This is a genomic window from Gymnodinialimonas mytili (assembly GCF_037544085.1).
Classification (GTDB): domain Bacteria; phylum Pseudomonadota; class Alphaproteobacteria; order Rhodobacterales; family Rhodobacteraceae; genus Gymnodinialimonas; species Gymnodinialimonas mytili.
This window is the reverse complement of record NZ_JBBIFW010000005.1, coordinates 41,166-66,421: the sequence shown is the minus strand read 5'-3', so window position 1 is coordinate 66,421 and position 25,256 is coordinate 41,166. Positions and strand designations below refer to the sequence as shown.

At 63.2% G+C, this 25,256-nt stretch carries 26 protein-coding genes; 15 read left to right on the top strand and 11 right to left on the bottom strand.

All coding sequences use genetic code 11. The features are described from left to right. Window positions 1-23 precede the first annotated feature (23 nt). The 4 genes from V8J82_RS18505 (at window position 24) to V8J82_RS18490 (ending at window position 3,960) form a co-directional block, all read left to right on the top strand. Window positions 24-926 (top strand): ABC transporter permease, encoded by a 903-nt coding sequence (locus tag V8J82_RS18505; protein ID WP_339977924.1) that lies wholly within the window; start codon window positions 24-26, stop codon window positions 924-926. Window positions 927-1,029: 103 nt separating this feature from the next. Next, entirely contained in the window at window positions 1,030-1,950 is a 921-nt protein-coding gene (locus tag V8J82_RS18500) for an ABC transporter permease (RefSeq protein ID WP_339977443.1), read from the top strand. A 75-nt stretch (window positions 1,951-2,025) separates the two neighbouring features. Continuing rightward, window positions 2,026-3,021, top strand: coding sequence for an ABC transporter substrate-binding protein (locus tag V8J82_RS18495; RefSeq protein ID WP_339977442.1), 996 nt, complete (start codon window positions 2,026-2,028; stop codon window positions 3,019-3,021). 276 nt (window positions 3,022-3,297) lie between these two features. After that, entirely contained in the window at window positions 3,298-3,960 is a 663-nt protein-coding gene (locus tag V8J82_RS18490; protein ID WP_339977441.1) for a hypothetical protein, read from the top strand. Window positions 3,961-4,046: 86 nt separating this feature from the next. On the opposite strand, the gene V8J82_RS18485 is transcribed toward V8J82_RS18490, so the two are convergent. Further along, window positions 4,047-4,517: a hypothetical protein gene (locus tag V8J82_RS18485; RefSeq protein ID WP_339977440.1), complete on the bottom strand. Its 471-nt coding sequence runs from the start codon at window positions 4,515-4,517 to the stop codon at window positions 4,047-4,049. Between the two features lie 183 nt (window positions 4,518-4,700). Between V8J82_RS18485 and V8J82_RS18480 the strand changes: the two genes are divergently transcribed. From V8J82_RS18480 to V8J82_RS18445, 8 genes are all read left to right on the top strand, one after another. Next, window positions 4,701-5,987 carry a helix-turn-helix domain-containing protein gene (locus V8J82_RS18480; RefSeq protein ID WP_339977439.1) on the top strand — a complete coding sequence of 429 codons (1,287 nt, stop codon included), beginning with the start codon at window positions 4,701-4,703 and terminating at the stop codon, window positions 5,985-5,987. A gap of 126 nt (window positions 5,988-6,113) precedes the next feature. Beyond that, window positions 6,114-6,521 (top strand): response regulator transcription factor, encoded by a 408-nt coding sequence (locus tag V8J82_RS18475; protein ID WP_339977438.1) that lies wholly within the window; start codon window positions 6,114-6,116, stop codon window positions 6,519-6,521. A gap of 6 nt (window positions 6,522-6,527) precedes the next feature. Further along, entirely contained in the window at window positions 6,528-6,809 is a 282-nt protein-coding gene (locus V8J82_RS18470) for a hypothetical protein (protein ID WP_339977437.1), read from the top strand. Next, the gene (locus V8J82_RS18465) at window positions 6,809-9,490 is read left to right on the top strand and encodes an ATP-binding protein (protein WP_339977436.1); all 2,682 of its coding nucleotides are present in this window, start codon (window positions 6,809-6,811) and stop codon (window positions 9,488-9,490) included. The genes V8J82_RS18470 and V8J82_RS18465 overlap by 1 nt, the downstream gene beginning before the upstream one ends. Before the next feature lie 65 nt (window positions 9,491-9,555). Next, window positions 9,556-10,689 (top strand): FliM/FliN family flagellar motor switch protein, encoded by a 1,134-nt coding sequence (locus tag V8J82_RS18460; RefSeq protein ID WP_339977435.1) that lies wholly within the window; start codon window positions 9,556-9,558, stop codon window positions 10,687-10,689. 66 nt (window positions 10,690-10,755) lie between these two features. After that, the gene (locus V8J82_RS18455; protein ID WP_339977434.1) at window positions 10,756-11,520 is read left to right on the top strand and encodes an HpcH/HpaI aldolase family protein; all 765 of its coding nucleotides are present in this window, start codon (window positions 10,756-10,758) and stop codon (window positions 11,518-11,520) included. 45 nt (window positions 11,521-11,565) lie between these two features. After that, complete coding sequence (locus tag V8J82_RS18450) at window positions 11,566-12,762, top strand: RSP_2647 family RNA methyltransferase (protein ID WP_339977433.1); 1,197 nt, start codon at window positions 11,566-11,568, stop codon at window positions 12,760-12,762. Next, a complete protein-coding gene (locus V8J82_RS18445) occupies window positions 12,759-13,292 on the top strand; it encodes an RSP_2648 family PIN domain-containing protein (protein WP_339977432.1) in 534 nt (177 codons plus the stop codon). Before V8J82_RS18450 ends, V8J82_RS18445 begins: the two co-directional genes overlap by 4 nt. Here V8J82_RS18445 and V8J82_RS18440 read toward each other — a convergent pair. Beyond that, complete coding sequence (locus V8J82_RS18440) at window positions 13,289-13,978, bottom strand: M48 family metallopeptidase (RefSeq protein WP_339977431.1); 690 nt, start codon at window positions 13,976-13,978, stop codon at window positions 13,289-13,291. The two genes, V8J82_RS18445 and V8J82_RS18440, sit on opposite strands and share 4 nt — an antisense overlap. 300 nt (window positions 13,979-14,278) lie before the next feature. Here V8J82_RS18440 and V8J82_RS18435 point away from each other — a divergent pair, with 300 nt between their 5' ends. Then, complete coding sequence (locus tag V8J82_RS18435) at window positions 14,279-15,049, top strand: VPLPA-CTERM sorting domain-containing protein (protein ID WP_339977430.1); 771 nt, start codon at window positions 14,279-14,281, stop codon at window positions 15,047-15,049. 6 nt (window positions 15,050-15,055) lie between these two features. Here the strand turns inward: V8J82_RS18435 and V8J82_RS18430 are convergent, their stop codons facing one another. From V8J82_RS18430 to V8J82_RS18410, 5 genes are all read right to left on the bottom strand, one after another. Continuing rightward, the gene (locus tag V8J82_RS18430) at window positions 15,056-16,240 is read right to left on the bottom strand and encodes a vWA domain-containing protein (protein ID WP_339977429.1); all 1,185 of its coding nucleotides are present in this window, start codon (window positions 16,238-16,240) and stop codon (window positions 15,056-15,058) included. 78 nt (window positions 16,241-16,318) lie between these two features. Then, window positions 16,319-16,483, bottom strand: coding sequence for a hypothetical protein (locus V8J82_RS18425; RefSeq protein ID WP_339977428.1), 165 nt, complete (start codon window positions 16,481-16,483; stop codon window positions 16,319-16,321). Window positions 16,484-16,496: 13 nt separating this feature from the next. Then, window positions 16,497-17,861 (bottom strand): DUF2927 domain-containing protein, encoded by a 1,365-nt coding sequence (locus tag V8J82_RS18420; RefSeq protein ID WP_339977427.1) that lies wholly within the window; start codon window positions 17,859-17,861, stop codon window positions 16,497-16,499. Window position 17,862: 1 nt separating this feature from the next. Then, window positions 17,863-18,318, bottom strand: a complete 456-nt coding sequence (locus V8J82_RS18415; RefSeq protein WP_339977426.1) for a GNAT family N-acetyltransferase — start codon at window positions 18,316-18,318, stop codon at window positions 17,863-17,865. Window positions 18,319-18,422: 104 nt separating this feature from the next. Then, complete coding sequence (locus tag V8J82_RS18410) at window positions 18,423-19,262, bottom strand: AAA family ATPase (RefSeq protein WP_339977425.1); 840 nt, start codon at window positions 19,260-19,262, stop codon at window positions 18,423-18,425. Window positions 19,263-19,399: 137 nt separating this feature from the next. Here V8J82_RS18410 and dksA point away from each other — a divergent pair, with 137 nt between their 5' ends. After that, window positions 19,400-19,855 carry an RNA polymerase-binding protein DksA gene (gene dksA, locus V8J82_RS18405; protein ID WP_339977424.1) on the top strand — a complete coding sequence of 152 codons (456 nt, stop codon included), beginning with the start codon at window positions 19,400-19,402 and terminating at the stop codon, window positions 19,853-19,855. 69 nt (window positions 19,856-19,924) lie between these two features. After that, the gene (locus V8J82_RS18400) at window positions 19,925-21,076 is read left to right on the top strand and encodes an FAD-dependent monooxygenase (protein ID WP_339977423.1); all 1,152 of its coding nucleotides are present in this window, start codon (window positions 19,925-19,927) and stop codon (window positions 21,074-21,076) included. A 132-nt stretch (window positions 21,077-21,208) separates the two neighbouring features. Here V8J82_RS18400 and V8J82_RS18395 read toward each other — a convergent pair whose 3' ends face one another. The 4 genes from V8J82_RS18395 to V8J82_RS18380 are packed head-to-tail and all read right to left on the bottom strand — an operon-like array spanning window position 21,209 to window position 25,194. Further along, window positions 21,209-21,949, bottom strand: coding sequence for a proteasome-type protease (locus V8J82_RS18395; protein WP_339977422.1), 741 nt, complete (start codon window positions 21,947-21,949; stop codon window positions 21,209-21,211). Between the two features lie 57 nt (window positions 21,950-22,006). After that, entirely contained in the window at window positions 22,007-22,810 is an 804-nt protein-coding gene (locus V8J82_RS18390; protein WP_339977421.1) for a transglutaminase family protein, read from the bottom strand. A 9-nt stretch (window positions 22,811-22,819) separates the two neighbouring features. After that, window positions 22,820-23,761, bottom strand: a complete 942-nt coding sequence (locus V8J82_RS18385) for an alpha-E domain-containing protein (RefSeq protein WP_339977420.1) — start codon at window positions 23,759-23,761, stop codon at window positions 22,820-22,822. Window positions 23,762-23,766: 5 nt separating this feature from the next. After that, a complete protein-coding gene (locus tag V8J82_RS18380; RefSeq protein WP_339977419.1) occupies window positions 23,767-25,194 on the bottom strand; it encodes a circularly permuted type 2 ATP-grasp protein in 1,428 nt (475 codons plus the stop codon). Window positions 25,195-25,256: the final 62 nt, after the last annotated feature.

The window sequence follows — 25,256 nt, the reverse complement described above, 5'->3', positions numbered from 1 at the left end:
CGCCCTGCGCCTTTTGTCTGGCGATGCGGCGGATCAGCGGGGCGGTTTTGCCGGTTTTGCTGGTGGTCGGCGTGATCGTGGGGATCTGGTACGCCGCGGCCTATGGGATGAACCGCGCGGCGACGCTGGATGTGATGGAGCGGCGCGGCCTTGAGATGTCGGCGGGGGAGGTCTTTGCCGACACGATGGCGCAGGAGCGCCCGCGTCTGCCGGCGCCGCATCAAGTGGCCGTCGAGTTGTGGAACACCACCGCCGGCGAGCCGATGTTCCGCGAGCGCCGCGGTGAATTGCGTGCCAACCCACGCAGCCTGTTTTTCCATGCATGGCAGACCCTGGCGCCGACCTTGCTGGGCTTTGCCATCGGTGGTTTTGCGGGGCTGCTGCTGGCCATCGGGATCGTGCATAATCGGGCGATGGATCTGAGCGTGATGCCCTGGGCGATTGCCAGCCAAACGATCCCGATCCTCGCCATCGCGCCGATGGTGATTGTGGTGCTGAACTCATTGGGTCTGTCGGGTCTGGTGCCGAAATCGCTGATCTCGGCCTATCTGTCCTTCTTTCCCGTGGTCGTCGGGATGGCGAAGGGGTTGCGCTCGCCCTCGGCGATGGATCTGGATCTGATGCGGACCTATTCGGCCTCGGCCCGCGAGGTGTTGGTGAAATTGCGTCTGCCCGCCTCCATCCCGTTCCTGTTCGCTTCGCTGAAAGTGGCCATTGCGGCGGCTTTGGTCGGCACCATCGTGGCGGAGCTGCCCACCGGCGCGCGGTTCGGCCTGGGCGCGCGGCTGCTGACCGGCAGCTATTATGGCCAGACGATCCAGATCTGGTCGGCTTTGTTTATGGCGGCGATCTGTGCGGCGAGCCTGGTGGCGCTGCTGGGCTTGATCGAGCGGGTTACCTTGCGGCGCATGGGGTTGGATCGATGAGCGGGCCAGAGATTTGCAAGGCCCTGGCCACGTCCGTGCACGGATGTGGGCCCGTGGCGGGGCCGGGCGCATTGCCTTGGGGCGGTGCGCCAGCGGTGGGAGTATGGCCATGCGCATAGCGGCGGAAAGCACCTCCTATCGCTTGCCGTTCATCGCGGCGGGGCTGACGGCGGCGGCCTGGATCGTCGATCAGCGTTTGGCGCTGTTGATCGCGGTTTGGCTTTTGGCCTGGGGTGTCAATGCGGTCCTGTCCCGATCCGGTGCGCCCTGGGCGCGCGTCGCGGTGCCAGTGATCTTCGGTCTGACGCTTCTGGGCCTGTGGGAAATGGCGGTGCGACTTTACGAGGTGTCACCGATCATCCTGCCCGCGCCCTCGGCCATCGGGGCTGCGTTTGCGGCCAATACCGAGATCCTTTGGGCGGATTTCGTACAGACGATCCTGCGCGGCGCCTTGGTGGGGTATGTGTTGGGCTGCGGCATCGCCGTCTTGGTGGCCCTGGCCATCGACCGGTCGGCGTTTTTGCAGCGCGGTTTGCTGCCCGTCGGCGATTTCATCGCGGCGCTGCCGATTGTGGGCACGGCGCCGATTTTCGTGATGTGGTTCGGATTTGGGCCGGGATCGAAGATCGCGGTGGTCGTGGCGATGGTGTTCTTTCCGATGCTGGTCAATGCGGTGCAGGGGTTGAAGGCCAGCGATCCGATGCAGCGCGATCTGATGCACACTTACGCGGCCAGCCCTTGGCAGAGCCTGATCAAGCTGCGGCTGCCCACGGCATTGCCATTCCTGTTCAACGGGTTGAAGATCTGCACAACCCTTGCGCTGATCGGGGCAATTGTTGCTGAATTCTTTGGCTCTCCCACGGTCGGCATGGGCTTTCGCATCAAGATTGAGGTGGGGCGTCTGGCGATGGATATGGTGTGGGCCGAGATCACGGTCGCCGCCCTGGCGGGGTCGGGCTTTTATGGATTGATGGCGATGTTGGAGCGGCGATTGACGTTCTGGCATCCCTCACAGCGGCGCTAGGCGCCACACGACGCAAACGCTGCGATAACATGGCGTTGCGAGATTAAAAATGTGGAAGACAGAGAGGGTTAACGAATGAAACAGCTTACCATGATGGGTGCGGCGCTGCTGGCATCGGGCGGGATGGCGATGGCCGATGGCCATGCGGACGAGGTGAACCTGCAATTGCAATGGGTCACGCAGGCCCAGTTCGCCGGCTATTACGTGGCTCTTGAGAACGGCTATTACGATGAGGAAGGCCTGGCGGTGAACATCCTGCCCGGCGGCCCCGACATCGCACCGCCCCAGGTGCTTGCGGGCGGTGGCGCCGATGTGATGCTGAACTGGATGCCCTCGGCGCTGGCGGCGCGGGAACGCGGCCTGCCGGTGGTGAACATCGCGCAGCCCTTCGTCCGCTCCGGCCTGATGCTGACCTGCTGGGCCGATACCGGCATCACCGAGCCCGCCGATCTGGCCGGTCACACGGTGGCCCATTGGTTCTTCGGCAATGAATATCCGTTCCTGTCCTGGATGAGCCAGCTGGGGATCGGCGTGGAAGGCGGCGAGGATGGTGTCACGCTTCTGCAGGCCGGGTTCAATGTGGATCCGCTGCTGCAGCGCCAGGCCGATTGCATGTCGACGATGACCTATAACGAGTATTGGCAGGTGATCGATGCGGGTGTGACGCCGGAAGAGCTGGTGACGTTCCGCTATGAGGAACAGGGCGTGGCGACGCTGGAAGACGGCATCTGGGCGCTGGAAGAGAACCTGGAAGATCCGGACTTCGTGGACAAGATGGCCCGCTTCGTGCGTGCGTCGATGCGCGGCTGGGCCTGGGCGGCGGAGAACCCCGATGAAGCGGCGATGATCGTGCTGGATTACGATGAGACCGGTGCCCAGACCGAAGAGCATCAGTTGCGGATGATGGGAGAAATTGCGCTGCTGGTCGAAGGGGGGGATGGCCGCCTGGACGAGGCCGCCTATCAACGCACGGTCGACACCTTGTTGGCCGGGGGCTCGGACCCGGTGATCTCGGAAGCGCCGGAGGGTGCGTTTACCCATGCCGTGACCGACCTGGCATTGGGTGAGTAGCAGAGCATCAGAGCGGGGTGCGTAAGCGCCCTCCGTTCCACGGGACAAGCCACGTGGCGGGATCGTCGCGTGGCTTTTTCGCGCCGGGTTGCGGCCCGGGGAGGGGTGGATTAGGTGAGGCTGCTTCACGATTGCGGCGGGTGCTCTGCCCGGGTCTGGCGATTTTGTGGCAAGCCCCCTGAATGCGCCGCGCTTCGCCGTATGATTTGACGCTCTGTTAACACTTTTCGCGGCATCTGACGCGCGGGTGGGGCATTCTGATTTGGAGCAATCACAATGCTGGATATCGGCGGCCTGCCTTCAGGGTATGGCCAAAACACATCGCAACAACCGGCAAACGATCCGGGGCAATCCGAGCAGAAAGGACCGCCGCCCGCTGAGGCGTCGTCATCTTCATCGGGTGCGAATTCCGGAAACGGATCGTCGAATGCCGGGTCGTCCAATACGGGCGGTTCCGGAAATGGCGCGTCAGACACGTCATCCGGGGCGGCGTCCGGCCCGTCGGGGGCATCGGCCTCAAACGGGTCCGGCTCGGGCGCAAACACGGCAAATGCCTCTGCGGGCGCCACATCTGAGACGGGGCAACCGAATGTGCCTGCTGCGGCCGCTGCGGCGGCGCGACAGGACGGGCGTGTGCTTGAGTCGAGTCTGGCCGCGGCACGGGGCCCGGAGATCGAAGAGGCCGAAATTGTGCCTGACATCGACGCGGCGGAAGCCGAGGCCCGGGCACAGGCAGAAGCGCTGCGCGAGACCACCCAGCAAAACAGGGTGATCGACCTGCTGGCCAAGGCGAGCGCGGCAGCGACGGAGCAAGCCGCGCGCATTGCGCCGGGTGAGGGGGCGGTCAGCGCGGCGGAGGCTGCGACCGGCTATGCGGGGGCGCAAGCGGCGCTGCCGGCGGGCGACAGCGCGGCGCCCGTGCTGGACCAACGGCAATAGAGAAAACGCCCGGAGCTGGTCTCCGGGCGTTTTCTTGTGACGGTTGCGAAGGCGCCGGCCTTGCTGCGTTCGGTTGAGGCCGGGGTTTAACGGCGCAAATCCACCGTGGGGTTCGCCGGGCCTTTTTCGAGCGTTTCCAGGGCACGCGATAACTCAGCCATCTGTGTTGGGGCAGCCTCCGAGCCAGGTTTTGTGTCGCTGGGTGAGGAGCGCGCATCCATATCCCGGTCGGATATCGTCTGATCGGGCATCAAGTCGGCTTCGATTTCGTCCCGTGCCTCTTGCGCCAATCGTCGCGGATCGGCGGGCGAAAGCTGGTCTTCAAGCGGCGGTTCCGGCGGGCGCGGCACATCGTCATTGTCACCGACACGGCTGGTTTCCAGCGGCGCGATGCCAAGCCCCTTGATGGGCGCGGGTAGGGTAGGGGTTTCGGGCGCCTCGACCGGGCGCGCCGTTTCCGGCTCGGTGCTGATCGCGGCGCGTGGCACCTGCGCCGCGGGCGAATTTGCCGGATCGGCCATGGGCGGCCGGACGGGAGGTTGGATTGAAAGGTCCATCTTCACGCTCCTCACAACGCAAGAAAAGTCTGGCCCCCAAAACCGGACGTAGCATGCGCTATGATATATTCCCGAAGTGTTAATTCCCTAACACAAGATGCCTAAAATCCGACAATCTCGTCTGGGCGCGGGCTTGCAAGACATTGGCGCCCATGGAAAACTCTGTAAATCCAGGGGGGCGTCATGGCGGAAAAAACTCGGGTGGATCTGACCGGCAGCCGCATTCGCGAACGGCGGCTGGCCCGGCAGATGGCGCAAGGCGCGCTGGCGAAGATTGTCGGGATCTCCCCCTCCTACCTCAACCTGATCGAGCACAATCACCGCAAGATCGGCGGCGCGCTGTTGCTGTCGCTGGCCCGCGCGTTGGAGGTGGAACCCGCGGTTCTGACCGAAGGGGTCGAGGCGGGGCTGGGCGATCTGGTGCGCGCGGCGGCGCAATCAACCGCGCCGCAGCCGCCCGAAATGGAGCGGATCGATGAGCTGGCCGCGCGGTTCCCCGGCTGGACGTCCTTGATCGCGGCGCAACAGCAACGCTGTGCCCGGCTGGAGGGACAAATCGATGCGCTGCGGGACCGGCTGGCCCATGACACCGATCTGTCGGAGGCGATGCATGGCGTGTTGTCCTCGGTCGCGGCGATCCGGTCCACCGCCGATATCCTGGCGCGTGAGGCGGATCTGGACCCGGCCTGGCTGGCGCGGTTCCACCGCAACCTGCATGAGGAGGCCGAGCGTCTGTCGGCCCAGGCCACCGGTTTGCTGGGCCAGTTCGAATTGCCCGACCGCCGTTCTGGCGAGGCCAGTGCGCTGGCGGTCGAGGCGGTGGAGGCGTTTTTCGACGTCGTCGATCATCATTTTCCGGCCATCGAGGTCGAGGGCGCTGCCGCGATCGAGGGGGTGATCGATGCTGCGGGCGGGCTGGAAACCGACGCGGCGCGAGAATTGGCCCGCGCCTGGCTGACGGCCTATGCCAACGATGCCGCACGGTTGCCGCTGGCCGCCTTTGCGGAGGCCGCAGAGGCCGCCAATTATGACCCGCTGGCACTGCTGGGGTTTGGCGGCGGCGATGTCGCGCTGGTGCTGCGCCGGTTGGCGCAGATCCCCTTGCCAGCGGGTATGGCCCCCTTTGGTCTGGCCATCGCCGATGCCAGCGGCGGGCTGCTGTTCCGGCGCCGCAGCCCGGGCTTTACGCTGCCGCGCTATGGTGTGGCCTGCCCACGCTGGCCGCTCTACCGCGCCTTTGCGCGGCCCGGCCAGCCGGATGTCAGCCTGTTGGAGGTGACTGGCCGCGCCCGGCTGCGGAGTTGGTCGGTCGCGCAATTGGTCTTGGAGGAGGGATCGCCCTTGACCGTGGCCCCGCCGATGCGGGCGACGATGCTGGTGCAGGGGGCCGAGGCGGGCGCCGAGCCAGCGCTGGATGTCGGGCCCGATTGCCCCGAATGCCGGGCAACCCCGCATATCACGCGCGGCTAATGGCGCGCGCAGATTGCTTGACCTGAGGGCAATAGGCGTTCTACATCAAACCATTGCCTAATCCTTATGCATATTGCAAAGTATTCTCACCAGGCTCGGGGATCAGATCCCGGGGGGAGGACTGGCATGAACGCACCACGCCCGATCAAGCGCATCTTGATCGTTGAAGACGAGGCGAACATCCTGGAAGCGTTGAGTTTCATACTCAACCGCGCCGGATGGGATGTGCGCGGGCATGGTAAGGGCGACAACGCAGTGGAGGAGGTTCTGCGTTTGTCGCCCGATATGCTGGTCCTGGACGTCATGCTGCCCGGACGCTCGGGGTTGGATATTCTGCGCGATCTGCGCAGCCGGGCCGAGACCAAGGATATTCCCGTGCTGATGCTGACCGCCAAGGGCCAGGCAAAAGACCGCGACGAGGCGCTGGCCAGTGGGGCCGATGCGTTCCTGACCAAGCCGTTTTCCAACACAGATCTGGTGGACGTGGTGGCGCGGCTGGTGCCAGAGGCGACTGTCCCGCAACGCGAGGCGTAGGGGGCGATGGCTCGGCGTCTGTTTCTGGAACGCCGCACGTATCGGCGCAACCGGTTGGAAGATGCGGCGCGTTTGCTGCCGGTTCTGGGGGTGATCCTGCTTTTCGGTCCGATCTTCATCCGCGGCGATGAGGCAGAGCCGCCCATCCTGGCGGGCGGTCTGGTCTATTATTTCGCGGTGTGGATCGGCCTGATCATCCTGACGGCGCTGGTCAGCCGCGCCTTGCGGCGGGTCGGCGGCCAGGATAGCGCAGACAACGGCCCGGCGGCATCAGAGGATCAGAGCTGATGCTCAGCTTCGACGGGCTTGTTGCGGTCTGCGTTATCTATGTTCTGTTTCTGTTTGCCGTGGCGTTTCTGGCCGAAAAAAGTGCGCGCGAGGGTGAGGCGCGCTGGTTGAACTCGCCGATCACCTACACGCTGTCTTTGTCGATCTACGCCACGGCCTGGACGTTTTACGGCGCAGTGGGATCGGCGGCGCGGTCGGGCTTGGAGTTTCTGACGATCTATCTGGGCCCGACGCTGATTTTTATCGGCTGGTTCTGGTTGCTGCGCAAAATGGTGCGGATCGGGCGGGCGCAACGGACGACCTCGATCGCCGACATGATCTCAAGCCGCTACGGCAAATCGGGTGGCCTGGCGGTGTTGGTGACGGTCTTGGCGGTGATCGGCACGACGCCCTATATCGCGCTGCAATTGCAATCGGTGGCCTTGTCCTTTTCGGTCTTCGCGCGGCCCGGTGCCTTGGGCGCCCCCGACACCGAAAGCACCGCGATCTGGATCGCAGCCGGATTGGCCTTGTTCACCATTGTCTTCGGCACGCGGTCCCTGGATTTGAACGAGCGTCATCCCGGCCTGGTCTCGGCCATCGCCTTTGAGGCGGTGGTCAAGCTGGCGGCGATCCTGGCGGTGGGGATCTATGTGGTCTGGGGCGTGGCGGACGGCCCGGCGGATATGGTGGCGCGGATCGAAGCGTCGGAGGTGGCGCAGGTGCCGCTGAACGGCGCGCGGTGGCTGGGTCTGACGGCGCTGGCGGGGGCGGCGATCCTGTGCCTGCCGCGGATGTTCCAGGTGCTGGTGGTGGAAAACTCCGACGAGCGGCATCTGGCCACGGCGGGCTGGGCGTTTCCGCTGTATCTTTTGCTCATTTCGCTGTTCGTCGTGCCCATCGCGGTGATGGGGCTGAGCCTGCCGGGCACGGGATCGAACCCGGATCTCTACGTGCTGACCGTGCCGCTGTCCCAGGGGCAGGACGGGTTGGCGCTGTTGGTGTTCTTGGGCGGGTTTTCAGCGGCGACCTCGATGGTGATCATCGCGGCCCTGGCGCTGAGCACGATGGTGTCGAACCATATCATCATGCCGCTATGGCTACGCGCGACCCGCCATGACGATCCGATGACCGGCGATATGCGGCGCGTGGCGTTGATGGCGCGGCGCCTGTCGATTGCGGGCATCCTGTGTCTGGGCCTGCTCTACTATCGCCAGTCTGGCGGGGCGGATGCGCTGGCCTCGATCGGGCTGATCTCGTTTCTGGGGGTGGCGCAGGTCCTGCCCGCCCTGGTGGGCGGCATTCTGTGGCGCGGCGCCACGCGGGTGGGCGCCGCTTTGGGCATCGGGGCGGGGTTCCTGATCTGGGCCTGGCTGTTGCTCTTGCCGAATGTGGCGGAGACCGGCGGGATCAATCCGGCAGTGTTCTCGGAGGGGCCGTTCGGGATCACGTGGCTCAGCCCCGATACGCCGCTGGGCCTGTCGGCGACCGATCCGCTGCTGACGGCGATGGTGCTGAGCCTGGGGCTCAATACGGTCCTGTTCATCCTGGGCTCTCTGTTCAGTTTCCCCAGCCCGCTGGAGCGTTTGCAGGGCGCGCAATTTGTGAATGTCTTCGACCATTCGCGTGCTGTGATGGGCTGGCGCGGGGCGGCGGGCACGGCGGATGATCTGTTGATCATGGCGCAGCGGATCCTGGGCACCGGTCGGGCGGGGCGGTTGTTTCAGGTGGCGGCCCGCGCCCAGGGCCGTGACGGCGATCTGCCGGAACCGACACCGGATTTCCTGGCCCATCTGGAGCGCGAATTGGCGGGGTATGTGGGCGCGGCAACCGCCCATGCGATGGTTGTCCAGATCACCGGAGCGGCCAGTGTCGGGGTGCGCGATCTGCTGGCCGTGGCCGATGAGGCCGCGCAGATCATGGAATATTCCAACCAGCTTGAGGCGAAATCCGAAGAGCTGGCCGAAACCGCCCGCCGCCTGCGGGAGGCGAATTCGAAACTGACCGAATTGTCGGTGCAGAAGGACGATTTCCTAAGCCAGATCAGCCATGAATTGCGCACGCCGATGACCTCGATCCGGTCATTCTCGGAGATTTTGATGCAATCGGACCCGGTAGATGACGCCGCGCGCGCCCGGTTCAGCCGCATCATCCATGACGAAAGCCAGCGTCTGACGCGGCTACTGGATGATCTGCTGGATCTGAGCGTGCTGGAGAATGGCCGGGTGACGCTGAATATGGCCGGGGTCAGCCTCTCGGATGTGTTGGACCGGGCGATCTATGCGGCCGGGGCCGAGGCAGAGGCGGCGATCACGATCCGCCGCAACCTGGCCGATGAAAATGTGGCGCTGTGGACCGATGCGGACCGGTTGGCGCAGGTCTTCATCAACCTGATCTCGAACGCGCAGAAATACTGCGATGCCGCCGCGCCCGAACTTGAGATTTCGGTCATATCGACGGGGCAGGGGGTCGAGGTGGATTTCGCCGATAACGGCCGGGGCATTCCGGCGCGACAGGAATCGCTGATCTTCGAGAAATTCGCCCGTTTGGATACGGCGCGCGATGCGTCGGGGGCGGGTCTGGGCCTGGCGATCAGCCGCGAGGTGATGGCACGTTTAGGCGGACAGTTGAGCTATTTGCCCGGCCCGTCGGGAACACGGTTTCGGGTGCGGCTGCCAGCGCAAGCTTTGCGTGCGGCCTAAGGACTTTCTTAACCGACTTTGTGGGATACCCGTTTTGTTCTCATTAGCCAGAAGGCCGTCCCGTAATGTCCGAACCTGCTCAGCGCCCCGTCTTGGCCCGCATCATCGCGGCCCATGAAGGCCGTGGGCCCGGTCGGCCCGACCCGTCGCCGCATTTGCAGACAGCGATGGCGCGCACGATTCGCCGCGCGGCGATGCCGTTCGAAGGATTTACGCCCAAAGTGGGCGATGTCGCGGTCAAGCGAGACATCGATCTGAGTGAGGTTGAGGCGGAATTGCCTGAACATGGCCTGATTGCCGCGCTGGAGGATGATGGTGGCCGACGCGGCATGGTGATGTTGGAGCATACGTTGCTGGATGCGCTGATCGAGGTGCAGACCACCGGCAAAGTCGAAGATATCACGCTGCCACCGCGGCGCGTGACGGCCATTGACGAGGCGCTGTGCCGCGATTTTCTGGGTCTGATCCTGGCGGCATTCGCCAAGGAGGCCGGGGAGGCGCCGGGGCGCGATTGGCCTCTGCGGATGACCTATGGCAGCAAGATCGGTGATCTGCGCCAGTTGAACCTGCTGTTTCCGGCGCGGGGCTATCATTGTCTGAAGGCCGAGGTGAGCGTGGGCGAAAGCCGCACGGGATCGATCGGGCTGATTTTGCCGGTCGATCCGGTTCTGGCGCGGCAAGCGGCGGCGCGGGCCCGTGAGCGGGACAAACCGAAGCCCAGGGCGCGGCCCCAGGATTGGCCCGACAAGGTTCTGAAGGCCTTGGGCGGGGCGCCCATGGCCTTGGATGCGGTTTTGACACGCATGGTTGTGCCGCTGGGCGAGGTCCAGGATCTGGATATCGGCCATGTCCTGCCTTTCGATCCCGAGGATCTGGGTATGGTGACGCTGGAAGATTCCGACGACCGGATCTTGGCACGGGGCAGCCTGGGCCAGTTGCGCGGTCGTCGGGCCCTGCGTATGGCGCCTGGGGCGGGCCAGGGCGCCGCACCGACCGCGATCGCGCAGTCGACGGGCGCCGCGCCGATGCTGCCCTCCAGCGCTGATCCGAACGGGGCGATGGGCGGGGATGTGAGCGCCGGTGATCCTAAAGCGCTGATGGCCGAGCCTGCCGGGGCGGGCCTACCCGATATGTCGGCGCAGGGCGGTCTGCCGGATCTGCCGCTGGCGAATTTCGATCCCAACGCGCCGATGGGTTAGCAGGCGTTGCATTTGGCGGTTGCGCCCGGCAGGGTCGCGGCCAGTTCAATGCAGGAGCCTCCGCCCATGTCGATCTCTGATTTCCGCGCCAAAGTGCTGAGCAATGCGCCTCTGGCCGGGACCTTCATGAAAACGCCCGCGTTTGAGGTGCTTGAGGTGCTGATCCGCGCCGGGCTCGATTTTGTCTGTCTGGATGCCGAACATGCGCCGTTCGACAAAGGGGCCTTGAATGCCTGCCTGTCCGTCGCGCGGGCGGCGGATTTTCCGGTTCTGGTGCGGGTGTCATCGGGCAGCGCCGAGAATATCGGCGCAGCGCTGGATCTGGGGGCTTGCGGGATTGTCGTGCCCCATGTGATGGACGCCGAAAGTGCCGCGCGGATCGCGCGCGCGTCGCGCTTTGGGCATGGGGGGCGCGGCTATGCGGGATCGACCCGCTGGGCCGGGTTTGGAACCCGCGGCATGGGCGATGTTCTGGACCAGAGCCGCGACGAGACCCTGGTGATTGCGCAGATCGAAGATCCCGAAGCGGTGGAGGTCGCGGGGGCCATCGCCGCGACGGACGGGATCGATGCGCTGTTCCTCGGCCCCGCCGATTTGTCCGTCGCCTATGGCCATCGCGATCAGAACAATGCGGAGCTTAAGGCCGCCATGGCCAATGTCGGCGCCGCGGCGCAGGCCCATGGCAAAGCCTACATGACCTTTGTGCCGAATGCCGAAAGCGCCGCCGCGCTCCGTCCCCACGGCTTTGGCGCGTTTTTCATCGCATCCGAGCATGCCTGGATGATGCAAGGGGCCCGTGCCGCCGTGGCCGGTATCCGCGAAATCAACTGACGTCATGGCCTTTGCCTTGGTCGCGGAACCCGCTAGACGCGGCCCATGACACAGACCGATTTGCCGAGATTGCGCCTGAAACCCAAGGCCGATGCCCGCCGGATACGCCACGGCCACCCTTGGGCATGGGCCGATGACCTAGTGCTGGATCGCCGCGCCCGGGCCGTGCCCGCAGGGGCTTTGGCGGTGCTTGAGGATGCGCAGCGTGAGCCACTGGGTCTGGGTGTGGCGACGACAGGCGCGCGGATCGGCCTGCGCCTGTTGGACCGCAATCCCGATGCGCAGATCGACCAAGACTGGTTGCACGCCAAGATCGCCCGCGCGGCGTTGCTGCGGGCCCGGATCTATGAGGCGCCGTTCTACCGCCTGATCCATGCCGAGGGGGACGGTTTGCCCGGCCTGATCGTGGATCGCTTCGGCGATATCTGCGTGATCCAGCCCAATGCGATTTGGCTGGAGGCGCGTCTGGCCGATCTCGAACGCATCCTGGCCGATGTGACGGGTTGCACCACCTTGATCAAAAACGGCACGTCGCGCGCCCGCGCGGCGGAAGACCTGCCAGAAGAGATGGTCGTGTTGCGCGGCACAGCGCCCGATGCGCCGATCCCGGTGCCGATGAACGGCGCGACCTATATGGCCGACGTGATGGCGGGTCAGAAGACCGGCCTGTTCTTCGACCAACGGCCCAACCATGCCTTTGCCGCATCGCTGGCGTCGGGCGCGCGCGTGTTGGATGTATTCTCCCATGTCGGCGGCTTTGGTCTGGCGGCTTTGGCGGCTGGCGCGGCCGAAACCGTGGCCGTCGATGCCTCTGCCGCGGCGTTGGCGCTTGCGGTCGATGGTGCCGCCGCCATGGGCGCCGAGGCGCGGTTGTCAACGCGTGCGGGCGATGCGTTCGACGTGATGGATGCGCTGGCCGCCGAAGAGGCCCGCTTTGACCTGGTCGTCGCCGATCCGCCCGCTTTTGCGCCCTCCAAACCCGCATTGGAAAAGGGTTTGCGGGCCTATGAGAGAGTGGCGCTGAAGGCTGCGGGCCTGGTGGCGGAAAACGGTGTTCTGATGCTGTGTTCCTGTTCGCATGCGGCGGATCTGACAAAGTTTCGCGCCGCGTGCCTGCGCGGGATCGGCCGGGCCGGACGGCAGCCGCGGTTGATCTATACCGGGTTTGCGGGGCCTGATCATCCGGTCCATCCCAGCCTGAGCGAGACCGGCTATCTGAAGGCGCTGGCGTTTCAGCTATGAAGGCGGTGCTCGACGCTTGTGTGCTCTATCCCACGGTGCTGCGCGAGGTGTTGTTGGGCTGTGCGCACGAGGGTCTGTACCAGCCAATTTGGTCCGCGCGCCTGCTTGAGGAATGGCGCCGCGCGGCAGAGCGCAATGGCGGGCCAACCGATGGCGCCTTGGCGGACCATGAAGCTGCGGAGGCGAACCGGCGCTTTCCCAAGGCCCTGATGCCACCCGGCGATGAAGCGGCACTTTGGTTGCCCGATCCGGCCGATATCCACGTATTGGCCAGTGCCGTTAGCAGTAACGCGGAATGCATTGTCACACTGAATCTCAAGGATTTTCCACGGCGCGAAGTGTCGGGGCAGGGGGTGCGGGTGATGCATCCCGATGCGCAGCTCATGGAATGGTGGCTGGACGCGCCGGATCGTTTGGAATCTGTGGTGCAGAATGTGCAAACCCGCGCGGCCACGCTCGGGATCGACCTGCCGCGACGGGCGTTGCTGAAGCGGGCGCGGCTGCCGCGGCTGGGCAAGGCGCTGGGTTAGGTGTGATCGGCCCATCGCGCCTCGCGCGCTTCGATCGCGGCGATACGATCCGCGGTTTTGGGGTGGCTCATCAACCAAACCGGAGGTCCACCACCCTTCAGGCCCGCCAGATTTTCCAGCTTCTGAAACATCGTCTTTTGCGGAGCGACGCCAAGCCCGGCTGACATCATCAGGGCCGAAGCATAGGCATCCGCCTCGTATTCATCCTGACGGCTGAGCCGGGCCGCCAAAAGCGAGGCGACCATGTTGGCGATAAACGGCCCAATCCCGGGAATAAGCCGCCCGAGCACACCGGCCAGCACAACCCGGACGGCGTTTTGGCCGGAAAAGTCGATCAAGCGCCGCCGGGTATGGCCCAGGGCCACATGGCCCAGCTCGTGCGCGATCACACTGCCCAATTCCTCGGCCGTGACGTCGCCCTGCCGATACCGGTTGTAAAAGCCCCGCGTGATGAAAATGCGCCCATCCGGCGCGGCCAATCCGTTGACGGCCTCCACCTCGTAAAGATGCACGCGAATGCGGTCGACACCGAGCACATCCGCGAACCGGTCGGTCAACGCGCGCAGGCGTCCATCGGCCAGTTCGGTCGAGCGCTGATCGAGGTCGCGTTTCGTGCGCCAAGCCGAGAACAGATACATCAGCAGCCCGTATGCGACGGCCAGCAAAATGGGGGTCAGAGCGATCATGACCTGGATATGGGGGGGCGTACGGTTCGAGGCAAGCGGCGCCCCAGGAGATGCGACTCAGGCGGCGTTAACCAATCTGTGGTGCAAATATGACGGTCCTTTGGCAAAAAATACGCAAAAATACGGATTGTTTCCAATAAGTGAACAGGTCTCGTGATGGAAAAATCACATAAATATCAATAAGTTAAATGATTTCTGACTATTTTGCGGGGAAGAGTGGCGAAAACCCGCCATTGATTTGCCTGCATCTGACGTGATTTTACTGGGCAACAGCACTGCTTTTAACAAAGTTTTATCGACATGCGCATTGTAGAGAACATTTTCGCCGCGGTGAGCGGACTGGCGCTGATGACGGCAGTCGCACAGGCGACGCCGGTCTCACCATCCCATGCAGGGGGCCTGGTCGATGCCGCGCCATCCGAGGTGCAGCGGACACTGGTCGCGCGCGCATTGGCGACACCGCCGACCTCTTTGGAAACGTTGTTCCGGCCAATTGAGCTGACCCCTGAAGAGCGTGTCTTTTCGCGGGAGCGCCCGGTCACGTCTGAATTGAGTGTGGACAACAAATCGATCTTCGCGTCGTCGCTCGGTGCGTTCAAGGCCGTGACGGCCCGTGCGGTCGGTCTGGTGAATTCATCGCCGGTCCCGTCGATTTCGCCGGTCCAGCATGTCTATTTCGATCGAATGTTTATGGCACGCGTTTCGACGCCGGTGGAGTCGCGTGATCTCAATGACGATATTCGGCCACTTCCAACGGCTGAGGCGCCGCTTGAGCTGGCCGATGTCGTCGCCGGATCCCAACCGCTGACCGTTGCGGCCGCGCAGAGACGGGCAGGTTTTGCACCATTGCTTGCCGGATTTGGCCGGGGCAGCAGTTCGTCACCCGCAGCCGCCACGCTGACACTCAGCGATACCCCCGCTGGTGGCGATGATGTTGGTACTGCCATCACAAGCACGAACCTGCAGCCGACGGCTGTGCCCTTGCCGGCGGGTTTCTTGCTGCTGGCCGGTGGTTTGGGCGCATTCGGCGTCGCGCGGCGTATCGCGCGCCGCGCCCAAGCCGAGATCTGATCTCAGTTACTTTCCCAGCTCTCGCATGCCACGGTCGATGCCCTCCAAGGTCATCGGCACCATACGCCCTTCGAAAATCTCCTGGATCATCTGGGTCGATTGCGTGTATCGCCAATGGCGCTCTGGCGTCGGGTTGATCCACATATGGTTGGGCCATTGGCTGCGGGCGCGTTGCAGCCACACCTGCCCGGCTTCTTCATTCCAATGCTCATTGGCGCCGCCGGGGAAGGCGACCTCGTAGGGTGACATCGCCGCATCGCCGACAAAGATACATTTATAGTCAGACCCATAGGTGTTCATGATCTCGAAGGTTGGGATCTGCTCCGTCCAGCGGCGGCGGTTGTCTCGCCAGACAGATTCATACAGGCAATTGTGAAAGTAATAGTATTCCAGATGCTTGAATTCGGCTTTCGCCGCGCTGAACAGCTCTTCAACGACTTTCACGTGGTCATCCATTGAGCCGCCGACATCGAGAAACAGAATGACTTTCGCCGCGTTCCGACGCTCGGGCCGGGTTTTGACATCGAGCCAGCCTTGTTCGGCCGTGGCGCGGATTGTGCCATCGAGGTCGAGTTCCTCGGCTGCGCCGTCGCGGGCCCATTGGCGCAGACGTTTCAATGCCACTTTGATGTTGCGTGTGCCGAGTTCAACGTCGCCGTCTAAGTTCTTGAAATCACGCTTGTCCCAGACTTTCACCGCGCGTTGATGGCGGCTTTCGTGCTGGCCGATCCGCACGCCTTCGGGATTGTAGCCATAAGCGCCGAAGGGCGATGTGCCCGCCGTACCGATCCATTTGTTGCCCCCCTGGTGACGGCCCTGCTGTTCCTTCAAGCGCTCCCGCAGGGTGTCCATCAGCTTGTCGAAACCACCCAGGGCTTCGATTTCGGAGCGCTCCTCTTCGCTGAGATGCTTTTCCGCCAGCTTTTCCAGCCATTCACGCGGAATTTCCGTGGCCTCTAGCACATCGTCTGCGGAAATCGCCTCCAACCCGCCGAAGCTATGGGCGAAGGCTTGGTCGAACCGGTCGAGGTGGCGTTCATCTTTCACCATCGCCGCGCGGGCGAGGTAGTAGAAGCCGTCGATATCATAGGTCACCAAACCGACGGAGACACCTTCGAGGAAGGCCAGATATTCGCGCAGGCTTACCGGAATTCGGGCCGCGCGCAGGGTTTGGAAAAACGGCAGAAACATGGGCCGACGGTATCGCGCAATCGGGCCACTGGAAACCGGTTTTCCGGGCAGATCATCTGCCGATAGCCTGAGGCCGATCTAGGTCGGGGCAGGGATAATGAACATCAAGATCGTGCCGAGCACGAAGCCGATGAGCGCGAAGACCGCGGCATATTGGGCCATGTCCAACCGGTTGCCGCCGCGACGCCAGGCTAAACCAGCCCCGAGGACCGCTGCGATGGCGGCGCCAATGAAGTTCAGCATCTGTTGCCTCGTCTTAACGTCTGGGCGAAAGCGCGGCGACCTCGCTCAACCGGGTGCCGACGCGGTCGCTGCCGAAGCCATACCGGCCCCATGCCAGACTGTCGAGACGCACCGCGCGCGCCTCGGATGCGCGGCCCAGATTGTCCATCGCTTCGGCGCGGATCATCAGGAGTGTCGAGAGCAGCGAGGCGTTTTGCGCCTGGGTCGCGATGGGCATGGCACGCGCGGTCAGGCGCAGGGATTCCTCGCTGCGGCCCGCGGCCAGTGCAAAGGCGGCCAGTTGCATATCGATATGGGCCGATTGAATGCCGCCCGGCGCCACGCGGTCAAAAATGGCCGAGGCCGATTGGAAGGCGGCGATCGAGGTTTCGACTTCACGGCTCAGGGTCAGCCGGCCCAGGGCGAAGTAGCTGAAGGCGAGGCGCGAATCCGACCAGCCGCTGCGTTGTGCGAATTGCACGGCCTGGTTCGCCGCGGCGATGCGTTCGATATCGGTTGTGCCCGGCCCGAGGGCCGTTTCGATGGCGGCGATCCATTCGCGTGGCGTGTGCGAGCGCGACAACTCGGATCCACGCCCCCCCCGCGGGTTCAGGCGTGCCAGGATGGCGGGCAGGCGGCTGGCGACTTCGGCCCGCGTCATGCCCGATTGCAGCGCATCGTCATAATAGGTGCGCAGGATCAGCATATCGAAGCCGGTCAGCACGGCGTGGAAATTGTCGTCGTTGAACACCGAGTCCGGCAGGCGGTAGAGGTCGTTCAAGGGACCAAGCGCCTGCGCGATCTCTTCGTGCAGGCAATCGCGGACCTCTTGTGGCGCCACGTCGGAGGGGATGAACACCGCCACGTGTTCGCGGCTGTTCAGCGTTGTCCAGTCCAGCGTTCGGCCCGCGCGACTGCGCCGGAACTCGGACCAGGATGCCACGCGGGGCACGACGAAACAGGCGGCTTGCGGCACAACCCGCTGCATGCGCGCCCGCGGCAAGGTTTCCACGATGATCGAGGCCGACCCGCCCGCGCCCCCACTGACGCGGGAGATGTCGATGCCCGCCTCGGACCGCAGCCGAGCGATCAGCCCATCGAGATCCGCGATAAGATGTGCGGGCGCGCCGGGGGTCACCGCAACCGTGATCGGGCCTTCAAAGCGGCTCATCCGGTCGATCACACGGCCCGATTCCATCTGAAAGGTCAGATCCAGGAAGTCGGCCGCGATGGCGGTGTTGCTGCGCGACGGGCGCGGCGTGTTGTGGGCGCCAAACGTATTCATCACCGGCAAGGCGGTGGGGATGTTTTCCGATCGCTCGGCCACATCTCCGTTGGTGGGCGTGCAGGCCGCAAAGGCAATTGTCAGCGCCAGGCCGGGGAGGAAACGCAGAATCATGTCAGAACGAACCCCGGGAATATTTCATGAAGTCAGTGGGTTGGCCGATGCGATCATATAATGCCCGGGCTGTTATGTTGCCCGTCTGGGTCAGCCAATAGACGCTGGGACGCCCGGAGGCATCCGCATCGGCATAGACGGTTTCAATCAGCGCACGCGCCACGCCGCGGCCCCGGGCAGGCTTTGCCGTGAAGAGATCTTGCAGATAGGTCACCGGTGCGTCTTGCCAGCCATGGGCATGAGCAATCGTGTGAACCAATCCCAATGCGTTGTCTCCGTCCCAAGCCATCCAGGCGCACATATCGGTCCGATCCGGGTCAATAAAACGCGCAAATGTCGTGTCATAGAGCGTTTGTGGACGCTCTGCGCCGTAAAATGCCAGATAGTCCCGCCAAAGCGCGCCCCAACCGGCACGATCCAGCCGCCCCAGAGGGCGAATTTCGAAAGTGTTCGTCACGAAGGACCTGCCCCGGCCATTTGATTATTTCTTATGCGTGCACAATGCTCGGCGATTATGGCGGGAATCGGGCGTGATCCTAGGGCCGTTCGCGATTTGCGCGGCTACCGTTGCCTTCGCGCCATGAAGGCCAGCCGTTCAAACAGCGCCACATCCTGTTCATTTTTCAGCAAAGCCCCGTGCAACTTGGGTAGGGCCGAGGCGCCATCACGCCGCAGGTCTTCGGGTTGCAGATCCTCCGCCAACAGCAGTTTCAACCAATCCAGCACCTCCGATGTCGACGGCTTTTTCTTCAGACCTTGTTGATCCCGAATCTCATAAAATTGCGTTAATGCGGTGGTCAAAAGCGCGGATTTGATGCCGGGATGGTGAACCTCGACGATGCGTTTCATCACCTCCATGTCGGGAAACCGGATGTAGTGAAAAAAGCAGCGCCGCAGGAACGCGTCAGGCAGTTCCTTTTCGTTGTTGGAGGTGATGATCACGATGGGCCGATGCGGGGCTTTCACGGTCTGTCCCGTCTCGTAGACAAAGAATTCCATCCGGTCGAGTTCCTGTAGAAGATCGTTGGGAAACTCGATATCCGCCTTGTCGACCTCATCGATCAGAAGAACGCATTTTCCCTCATTCTCAAAGGCTTGCCAGAGCTTTCCCTTGCGAATGTAATTGGCCACATCGTGCACGCGTTCCTCGCCCAATTGGCTGTCGCGCAGACGGCTGACGGCGTCGTATTCATAAAGCCCCTGCTGCGCCCGCGTTGTCGATTTCACATGCCATTCGATGATCGGCAGGCCGAGCGCATCTGCCACCTGTCGGGCCAGTTCCGTCTTGCCGGTGCCGGGCTCACCCTTCACCAGAAGCGGACGCTCCAGCGTAACGGCGGCATTGACCGCCACGGTCAGATCCTCGGTTGCGACATAATCGGCGGTGCCGTCGAATTTCATGCGTTAACCCTTTCCGCGATGCGGCCTGTCGTTGCGTTTGCAATTTGGCTACCTCACACAGTATCTAGGTGACAACCCGCCCCGCCGCGTGTAATCGGACCGCGAGGGGCTGCATGGACTGGCAAAGGCGAGCGACCATGGACGACACCAGCCCCATTGAGGGGAGCAGTATGAAAGCTGAGAATTTTCTGCCGGAGGATTATCGTCCCGCGGAGGACGAGCCTTTTATGAATGACCGTCAGGTTGAGTATTTCCGCCGTAAGCTACTGGGCTGGAAAGAGGACCTGCTGGAAGAAAGCCGGTCGACCGTGTCGACGTTGCAAGATGGCACTCGCAACATTCCCGATGTTGCCGACCGCGCATCCGAAGAAACAGACCGCGCGCTGGAGTTGCGCACCCGGGACCGTCAGCGCAAGCTGATCGCCAAGATCGACAGCGCCCTGCGCCGGATCGAAGAGGGCGAATATGGCTATTGTGAAGTGACGGGCGAGCCGATTTCGCTGAAACGTCTGGATGCGCGCCCGATCGCCACGATGAGCCTGGAGGCGCAGGAACGCCACGAGCGGCGCGAAAAGGTGCATCGCGACGATTGAGCCTTTGGGTTTCGTATCAGGAAGGGCATCCGATTGGGTGCCCTTTGTCATGTCCGAAAGGGGCCTGAGATGCTGATTGGTCAACAGGTGACGATTCTCGGCGCTGGGATCGGCGGTTTGGCGGCGGCATTGGCCTGTGCCAAGCGGGGCGCCTCGGTCACGGTGTTGGAACAGGCGCCTGAGATCACCGAAGTGGGCGCGGGTCTGCAGATCTCACCGAATGGCTGGGTCGTGCTCGATGCGCTGGGTGTTGTGCCCCGATTGACGGCGCTGCGCGGGCAGGCGGTGCGGTTGCGCGATTTTCGCCGCGGGGCCGAGGTGTTTGCCATGCCGCTGACGCGCCCGTTTCATTTCGTGCATCGGGCCGATCTGATTGACGCACTGCGCGATGCGGCCCTTGAGGCCGGTGTGACGCTGCGACTGGGCGTGCAGGTGGATGCGGTCGAGATCGACGGCGATCATGTGCACCTGACCCTGGCCGATGGCAGCGAAGAGACGCATGGTTTGAGCATCGCGGCCGATGGGTTGACCTCGGCCGCGCGGTCGCAGCTCAATCCAAAGTCGCGGCCGTTTTTTACCGGCCAAGTGGCCTGGCGCGCGACCGTTCCGTGGGATGGTCTGGCACCCGAAGCCCATGTGTTCATGGGGCCGGGGCGTCATTTGGTGCGGTATCCGCTGCGGGGTGGTGCGTTGGTCAATATCGTCGCCGTTGAAGAACGGGATGCCTGGGCCGCCGAGGGGTGGTCGCATCGGGATGAACCGCGTCATCTGCGTCAAGCCTTTGCGGATTTCTGCCCCGAGATCCGAGACCTGCTCGACCACGTCGCTGCGCCGAATCTGTGGGGATTGTTCCGCCATCCTGTCGCATCGAATTGGCATCGCGGGCCATTGGCGCTGTTGGGCGACGCGGCCCATCCGACGCTGCCGTTCCTGGCGCAGGGGGCCAATATGGCGCTGGAAGATGCCTGGGCGCTGGCCGCCTGTCTTGCCGATGCCGACGAGATCCCCCAGGCGCTCAGTCGTTACCAGGCGCTTCGTCGCCCCCGAGTCGCCCGCGCGGTGGAGGCGGCCAATGACAACGCGAAGAACTACCATCTCAGCCCGGGCCCGTACCGGTTTGCGGCCCATGGCGCGTTGCGTCTTGCCGGAAGATTCGCGCCCCATATCGTGACCAATCGCTTCAATTGGCTCTACGACCATGATGTGACCCGAATAGCCTGAGCAGCGACTGGCGCCGGTGCTTGATCCAGCGGGCCGTCTTGTCGCAATGACCGCGCCGCGACGCACCCAAGTTTTCGTGAGAAGATTTGCCCCCGGTACCCGCGCCAGCGAGCGCAATCCCGGAGCGCAGCGTCAGTCCAGCGTGTAATCCGGCAGCGCGGCAAAGGCTTCGCGCAGCTTTTCCCCCCAGCCTGACGAGATCTCGGCGAAGAACGAATCCTCTGGCTCGATCCGGCGGCATTGCCCAAGCTTCAGCGAATCCGTCTCGTAGAGATGCATGTCGAGGGGCAGGCCGACGCTGAGATTCGCTTTCAATGTCGAATCGAAGCTCAGCATCAACAGCTTCACCGCCTCTTCGAACCGCATCGACGGGTCGTAGGCGCGCACGAGGATGGGTTTGCCGTACTTCGTTTCACCGATCTGGAAAAACGGTGTGTCATCACAGGCTTCGACGAAATTGCCCTCGGGATAGATGAGGAACAGGCGCGGCGGTCCGCCACGCACCTGACCGCCAAGGATGATGGTCGCGCCAAAGGCGCTGTCGGCGATCAGGCCCTTCTGCCCTTCATGGTCGGCAATCACCTCCCGCAGGGTCTCGCCCACATGTTTGGCAATCTGAAACATCGAGGGCGCTTCCATGATCGAGGGAATCCCACGCTCATCCGCGGGCAGGCTGCGTTCGTTCATCAGGCTGACCACCGATTGCGTCGTCGCCAGATTACCCGCCGTCATCATCGTGATGACGCGTTCCCCGGGCACCTCCCAATGAAACATCTTCTTGAAAACGCTGATATTATCGACGCCCGCATTGGTCCGTGTGTCCGACATGAACACCAGGCCGCGCTCCAGCCGCATCCCCACACAATAGGTCATGTCTGCTCCCCAGAACCGTCGATCATTCTAAACTAGCGCCGCTCGGTTAACCTTGTCCTACTGTTGCTGCACTTCGATGTCGACCTGCATCTCTTCGCCGGACGCACCGTAATGTAGACCGGCAATCGGCGCGGCCTCGGTGTAGTCCAACCCCGTGGCGACCCGTACATAGCGATCATCGGGCGAGATCCGGTTGGAGACATCAAAGCCGACCCAGCCCATGCCGTTGATATGCACTTCGGCCCAGGCATGGGAGGCATCCTGGTGATGCCGGTCATCCATCATCAGATAGCCCGAGACATAGCGTGCCGGGTAGCCCAGATACCGGACCGCGGCGAGGAAGATATGGGCATGGTCCTGACAGACGCCCGCGCCATGGTCGATGGCATCCTCGGCGGTCGTGTCGGCTTCGGTTGCGCCAATCTCGTAAGGCACTGCCGCCAGGATCCGTGACGATAGGGCGTGAAGCCGTGCGATGTCTTCGGGTTCTTCATCTTTCAGACCTTTGACAAGGCTGCGCACGCGCGATCCGGCTTTGGTCAGATCCGTGCTGCGCTCAAAGAACCAAAGCGGCGCCGTGTCTCCGGTCTTGCCGATGATGCCCGCGCGATCTTCGGTCTCGACCTGACCCGTACAAGTCACACGGACCTCGGTTGCACCCGCTTTGAACGAGACCAGGGTGACGCGGTTTTTGTGATGGTCCAGAAACGCGGTCTCGACCGTGCCGCCCTCGACCTGCATGTCCCAATGTGCCACCGATTGTCCGGCGCCGGTTTGCGGGGTCAGGCGCAATTGTTGCAGCCCGTAGATCGCGGGCGCCTCGAACCGGTATCGCGTCGTGTGCGAGATCTGCAGTTTCATCGTGCCCCCTTAGCCCAAGAACCGGTAATCCTGTTCGATCTGGCCGCCCAAATGCGCGAGATCCGTAATGAACTCGGTCAGAAATTCGTGGAGGCCTTCGTCGAAGACCTGGTCGATATCCATATTTCTCAAACGAGCCGTGATCACGTCCATCCGGTCGTGGCAGTCGTGGCGCTGGCCATAGTTGTCTTCCAGGTAGCTCAGATTTGCCGAAATCTTCTTGGTGGTGAAGCGCAAGGATCGCGGCATCCGCCCGTCGAAGATCAGAAAATCGGCGATACTTTTCGGTGTCACCTCACCTTGGTTGAGCCAGCGGTAGGAGCGTAGGGAGGCGACGGAGCGCAGGATGGTTTCCCATTGCACATTGTCCATATTCGATCCGATCTGCACCGCCGAGGGCAGCAAAACGTAATACTTCACATCCAGGATGCGCGCCGTGTTGTCGGCCCGTTCCAGGAACGTGCCCAGGCGACAGAAATCGAAGATATCGGTGCGTAACATCGTGCCGTGCATCGCGCCGCGCACCAAGGCGGAATGCTGACGGATCGTGGCCAGCACCTCGGGCAGATGACGGGCCGCAACGGGGCGGGCCAGCGTCTCGGTCAGGGACATATAGGCGTCGTTGATCGCCTCCCAGACTTCGCGGGTGATGGCCGTGCGGGTCAGGCGCGCATTCTGCCGCGCCTCAGAAATCGCGGTCAGCACCGAGGAGGGATTGGTTTTGTCGCGCAGCAGAAAGTCAATCGCCTTGCCCTGTTCGACATCGCCATGCCGGGCGGCATAGGCCCGATCGACGGCGGCGGTTTGCAGAACCGATTGCCATTCGTCATCGGCGCCCGAAGGCCGCGTCAATGCAATGCGAAATCCGGTTTCAATCAGCCGCGCGGTGTTTTCCGAGCGTTCGAGGTAGCGGAACAGCCAAAACAGCCCGCCTGCGGTTTTGCCCAGCATTGTCGTTACTCCTCCAACACCCAAGTGTCCTTGGTGCCGCCGCCTTGCGACGAGTTCACCACCAGGCTGCCCGCCTTCAGCGCCACGCGGGTCAGGCCACCCGGCGTGAGCGTGATTTTGTCGGAGGACATCAACACGAAGGGCCGCAGATCCACATGGCGCGGGGCCAGGCCCTTGGCGGTCAGGATCGGGCAGGTGCTGAGCGACAGGGTGGGCTGTGCGATGTAATTGGACGGTTTCGCCTCAAGTTTGGTGCGGAAGGCCGCAATCTCTTTTTTCGAGGCGGCGGGGCCTACCAACATGCCGTAGCCGCCGGAGCCGTGCACCTCTTTGACAACCAGCTCGGCCAGATGATCCAGCACGTAGGCCAGGCTGTCGGGCTCGGAACAGCGCCAGGTCGGAACGTTTTTCAGGATCGCCTTCTCGCCGGTGTAGAATTCGACGATGTCCGGCATATAGCTGTAGATCGCCTTGTCATCGGAAATGCCCGTGCCCGGCGCATTGGCGATGGTGATGCCCCCGGCGCGGTAGATATCCATAATCCCCGGCACGCCCAACATGCTGTCGGGATTGAAGTTCAGCGGGTCGAGGAAATCGTCATCGACCCGGCGATAGAGCACATCGATGGGCTTGTAGCCTTCGGTCGTGCGCATGGCGATCCGGCCATTTGTGACGCGCAGATCGTGGCCTTCGACCAGTTCCACGCCCATTTGATCGGCCAGAAAGGCATGTTCGAAATAGGCGGAGTTGTGGATGCCCGGCGTCAGCACGGCGACGGTGGGATCTGCGGTGCAGGCCGAGGGCGCGCAGGCGGCCAGCGAACGGCGCAGCTCCGCGGGATAGTTCTGCACTGGCTTCACTTTGATCCGGCTGAACAATTCGGGGAACATCTGCAGCATCGTCTCGCGATTTTCGAGCATATAGCTGACGCCGCTGGGGGTGCGAGCGTTGTCCTCCAGCACAAAGAACTCGTCTTCTCCGGTGCGCACCAGATCGGTCCCGACGATGTGGGTGTAGACGCCGCCAGGGGGGGCGACGCCCATCATTTGCGGCAAGAACGCCTCGTTCCGGTCGATCAGTTCACGCGGGATACGGCCCGCGCGCAGGATCTCTTGCCGGTGATAGATGTCATAGAGAAACGCATTGATCGCGCGCACCCGCTGTTCGATGCCCTTCGTTAAACGTGCCCATTCGCGGGCTGAGATGATGCGCGGCACGATATCGAAGGGGATCAGGCGTTCGTCGGCCTCGGCTTGGCCATAGACATTGAAGGTGATGCCTGTTCGTCGAAAAAACGACTCTGCCTCGGCGGACTTTTTGCGCAATTCGCGTAGATCTTCCCCGTCGAACCAACCGTTGTAATCGGCGTAAGGCGCGCGCGCCTCAGAGCCTTTACCGGTCATTTCGTCGAAACACCCCGTGGTATCCGCCATGCACGTCCTCCCTAACTCTACCCTAACAAATGGCACACGAAGCGAAAGGGCCCCATGGGACG

What these genes read in the sequence shown, in the direction of transcription:
- V8J82_RS18505 (WP_339977924.1), top strand. Translation starts at nt 24, where the DNA reads ATGCGGCGGATCAGCGGGGCGGTTTTGCCGGTTTTGCTGGTGGTCGGC.
- V8J82_RS18500 (WP_339977443.1), top strand. Translation starts at nt 1,030, where the DNA reads ATGGCCATGCGCATAGCGGCGGAAAGCACCTCCTATCGCTTGCCGTTC.
- V8J82_RS18495 (WP_339977442.1), top strand. Translation starts at nt 2,026, where the DNA reads ATGAAACAGCTTACCATGATGGGTGCGGCGCTGCTGGCATCGGGCGGG.
- V8J82_RS18490 (WP_339977441.1), top strand. Translation starts at nt 3,298, where the DNA reads ATGCTGGATATCGGCGGCCTGCCTTCAGGGTATGGCCAAAACACATCG.
- V8J82_RS18485 (WP_339977440.1), bottom strand. Translation starts at nt 4,517, where the DNA reads ATGGACCTTTCAATCCAACCTCCCGTCCGGCCGCCCATGGCCGATCCG.
- V8J82_RS18480 (WP_339977439.1), top strand. Translation starts at nt 4,701, where the DNA reads ATGGCGGAAAAAACTCGGGTGGATCTGACCGGCAGCCGCATTCGCGAA.
- V8J82_RS18475 (WP_339977438.1), top strand. Translation starts at nt 6,114, where the DNA reads ATGAACGCACCACGCCCGATCAAGCGCATCTTGATCGTTGAAGACGAG.
- V8J82_RS18470 (WP_339977437.1), top strand. Translation starts at nt 6,528, where the DNA reads ATGGCTCGGCGTCTGTTTCTGGAACGCCGCACGTATCGGCGCAACCGG.
- V8J82_RS18465 (WP_339977436.1), top strand. Translation starts at nt 6,809, where the DNA reads ATGCTCAGCTTCGACGGGCTTGTTGCGGTCTGCGTTATCTATGTTCTG.
- V8J82_RS18460 (WP_339977435.1), top strand. Translation starts at nt 9,556, where the DNA reads ATGTCCGAACCTGCTCAGCGCCCCGTCTTGGCCCGCATCATCGCGGCC.
- V8J82_RS18455 (WP_339977434.1), top strand. Translation starts at nt 10,756, where the DNA reads ATGTCGATCTCTGATTTCCGCGCCAAAGTGCTGAGCAATGCGCCTCTG.
- V8J82_RS18450 (WP_339977433.1), top strand. Translation starts at nt 11,566, where the DNA reads ATGACACAGACCGATTTGCCGAGATTGCGCCTGAAACCCAAGGCCGAT.
- V8J82_RS18445 (WP_339977432.1), top strand. Translation starts at nt 12,759, where the DNA reads ATGAAGGCGGTGCTCGACGCTTGTGTGCTCTATCCCACGGTGCTGCGC.
- V8J82_RS18440 (WP_339977431.1), bottom strand. Translation starts at nt 13,978, where the DNA reads ATGATCGCTCTGACCCCCATTTTGCTGGCCGTCGCATACGGGCTGCTG.
- V8J82_RS18435 (WP_339977430.1), top strand. Translation starts at nt 14,279, where the DNA reads ATGCGCATTGTAGAGAACATTTTCGCCGCGGTGAGCGGACTGGCGCTG.
- V8J82_RS18430 (WP_339977429.1), bottom strand. Translation starts at nt 16,240, where the DNA reads ATGTTTCTGCCGTTTTTCCAAACCCTGCGCGCGGCCCGAATTCCGGTA.
- V8J82_RS18425 (WP_339977428.1), bottom strand. Translation starts at nt 16,483, where the DNA reads ATGCTGAACTTCATTGGCGCCGCCATCGCAGCGGTCCTCGGGGCTGGT.
- V8J82_RS18420 (WP_339977427.1), bottom strand. Translation starts at nt 17,861, where the DNA reads ATGATTCTGCGTTTCCTCCCCGGCCTGGCGCTGACAATTGCCTTTGCG.
- V8J82_RS18410 (WP_339977425.1), bottom strand. Translation starts at nt 19,262, where the DNA reads ATGAAATTCGACGGCACCGCCGATTATGTCGCAACCGAGGATCTGACC.
- dksA (WP_339977424.1), top strand. Translation starts at nt 19,400, where the DNA reads ATGGACGACACCAGCCCCATTGAGGGGAGCAGTATGAAAGCTGAGAAT.
- V8J82_RS18400 (WP_339977423.1), top strand. Translation starts at nt 19,925, where the DNA reads ATGCTGATTGGTCAACAGGTGACGATTCTCGGCGCTGGGATCGGCGGT.
- V8J82_RS18395 (WP_339977422.1), bottom strand. Translation starts at nt 21,949, where the DNA reads ATGACCTATTGTGTGGGGATGCGGCTGGAGCGCGGCCTGGTGTTCATG.
- V8J82_RS18390 (WP_339977421.1), bottom strand. Translation starts at nt 22,810, where the DNA reads ATGAAACTGCAGATCTCGCACACGACGCGATACCGGTTCGAGGCGCCC.
- V8J82_RS18385 (WP_339977420.1), bottom strand. Translation starts at nt 23,761, where the DNA reads ATGCTGGGCAAAACCGCAGGCGGGCTGTTTTGGCTGTTCCGCTACCTC.
- V8J82_RS18380 (WP_339977419.1), bottom strand. Translation starts at nt 25,194, where the DNA reads ATGGCGGATACCACGGGGTGTTTCGACGAAATGACCGGTAAAGGCTCT.